We start from the raw sequence: 2,753 nt of genomic DNA on the forward strand, positions 1-2,753 counted from the left end.
CGACGACGTGGACGGCCGCATGAAGATCTACGAGGCCATGGTCAAGGGGGAGAACATCCTCGAGGCCGGCACGCCCGTCTCATTCGACGTCCTCTGCAACGAGATCCGTGGGCTCGCGATCAACATCGAACTGGAGCAGGACTGAGCGCCCTCAAGGGCGCCTAGCCGGCGACGAATCGAGCGACCGAACGAGACTTTGATCAGTTCATGAACGGGGGTCGTCGTCATGCTCAGTTGCGCTCCAGCTCGATGTCGATGCCCAGAGACCGGATTTCCTTGACCAGCACGTTGAACGACTCCGGCATGCCGGCCTCAATGGCGTGCTCGCCCTTGACGATGCTTTCGTAGACCTTGGTGCGGCCGTTCACGTCGTCCGACTTGACCGTCAGCATTTCCTGCAGGACGTAGCTGGCGCCGTAGGCCTCGAGGGCCCAGACCTCCATCTCGCCGAAGCGCTGGCCACCGAACTGCGCCTTGCCGCCGAGCGGCTGCTGCGTGACCAGGCTGTACGGCCCGGTGGAGCGCGCGTGCATCTTGTCGTCCACGAGGTGGTGCAGTTTCAGCACGTGCATGTAGCCGATCGTCACTGGGCGCTCGAAGGGATCGCCGGTGCGGCCGTCGTGCAGGACCGCCTGCGTCCGCGTGTCGGTCAGGCCCTTGGCCTTGGCGATCTCGTCCGGGTACGCCAGCTTGAGCATGGTCCGGATCTCGCTCTCGGCGGCACCGTCGAAGACCGGCGTCGCGAACGGCACGCCCTTCGACAGGTTTTCCGCCATCTCGCGGATGTCGGCGTCGCTGAGGTGGTCGAGACGCTCGGTCTTGCCGCCGCTCTTGTTGTAGAGCTCGTCGAGGAACCTGCGCAGCTCGGCCACCTTGGCCTCCTTCTGCAGCATGTCGCCGATGCGCTGGCCGATGCCCTTGCCGGCCCAGCCGAGGTGAACCTCGAGGACCTGGCCGACGTTCATCCGCGACGGCACGCCGAGCGGATTGAGGACGATGTCGCACGGGGTGCCGTCGGCCATGTAGGGCATGTCCTCCACCGGGACCACCTTCGAGACGACGCCCTTGTTGCCGTGCCGGCCGGCCATCTTGTCGCCCGGCTGCAGGCGCCGCTTGACGGCCAGGTAGACCTTGACCATCTTCAGAACGCCGGCGGGCAGCTCGTCGCCCTGCGTCAGCTTCTTCTTCTTCTCCTCGAAGGCGAGGTCGAAGCTGTGCCGCGTCTGCTCGAGCGAGTTCTTGATCGACTCGAGCTGGTTGGCGAGGTCCTCGTCGGCCGGGCGGATGTCGAACCAGTGGTACTTCTCGACGCTGTCGAGGTAGGCCTTGTCGATCGGCGTGCCCTTGGCGATCTTGTTCGGGCCGCCGTTGGCCGGCTTGCCGTCGAGCAGCTTTCCGATCCGGTCGAACGCGTCGGCCTCGACGATGCGCAGCTGATCGTTGAGGTCGAGGCGGTAGCGCTTCAGCTCGTCGTCGATAATCTGCTGGGCGCGCTTGTCGCGCTGGATGCCTTCGCGGGTGAACACCTGCACGTCGATGACCGTGCCGTTGGTGCCCTGGTCGACGCGCAGCGAGGTGTCCTTCACGTCGGAGGCCTTCTCGCCGAAGATGGCCCGGAGGAGCTTTTCCTCCGGCGTCAGCGTCGTCTCGCCCTTGGGCGTGACCTTGCCGACCAGCGTGTCGCCGGGATTGACTTCCGCGCCGACGTAGACGATGCCCGACTCGTCGAGCCGGCCGAGCTGCACCTCGGCCAGGTTCGGGATGTCACGGGTGATTTCCTCGGCGCCGAGCTTGGTGTCGCGCGCCATGACCACCAGCTCCTCGATGTGGATCGAGGTGTAGCGGTCTTCGGCGATGACGCGTTCGCTGATGAGGATCGAGTCCTCGAAGTTGTAGCCGTTCCAGGGCATGAACGCGACCAGCATGTTCTGGCCGAGGGCGAGCTCGCCGATGTCGGTCGAGGCACCGTCGGCGATGATGTCGTCGACCTCGACCCGGTCGCCGCGCTTGACGATCGGCCGCTGGTGGATGTTCGTGTTCTGGTTCGAGCGCTGGTACTTGATCAGGTTGTAGATGTCGACGCCGACTTCACCGGCGACCGTCTCCTGGTCGTTGACGCGGATGACGATCCGGTTGGTGTCGACGTAGTCGACGACACCGCCGCGCCGGGCGGCGACGACCGTGCCCGAGTCCTTGGCGGCAACGCGCTCGACGCCGGTGCCGACGAACGCCTTCTCCGGGCGCAGGGTCGGAACGGCCTGGCGCTGCATGTTCGCGCCCATGAGCGCGCGGTTCGCGTCGTCGTGCTCCAGGAACGGCACCAGCGACGCGGCGACGGAGACGATCTGCGTCGGCGCGACGTCCATGTACTGGATCCGCTCGGCCGAGGTCAGCACCGATTCGCCGTTGTCGCGCGCGGAGACCAGCTCATCGATCAGCTTGCCGTCCTTGTCGAGCGTGGCGCTCGCCTGGGCGATGACGTACTTGCCTTCCTCGATGGCCGAGAGGTAGTCGATCTTGTCGCTGACCTTGCCGTCGGCGACGCGGCGGTACGGGGTCTCGAGGAAGCCGTACTCGTTGAGCTGCGCGTACAGCGCCAGCGAGTTGATCAGGCCGATGTTCGGGCCTTCCGGCGTCTCGATCGGGCAGACCCGGCCGTAATGCGTCGGGTGCACGTCGCGCACTTCGAAGCCGGCGCGCTCGCGCGTCAGGCCGCCCGGGCCGAGGGCCGAGACGCGCCGCTTGTGCGTGAT

Annotated in this window: 1 protein-coding gene; it reads right to left on the minus strand. The window is 66.1% G+C overall.

Annotated elements, in window-relative coordinates:
- Positions 1-230: 230 nt before the first annotated feature.
- Positions 231-2,753, minus strand: a 2,523-nt coding sequence (gene rpoB / locus AC30N0_RS12595) for a DNA-directed RNA polymerase subunit beta (protein ID WP_489518252.1), incomplete at its 5' end; no start/stop codon positions are given.

Source organism: Rhizobacter sp. (genome assembly GCF_031412495.1).
In the GTDB taxonomy this organism is placed as follows: domain Bacteria; phylum Pseudomonadota; class Gammaproteobacteria; order Burkholderiales; family Burkholderiaceae_C; genus Schlegelella_A.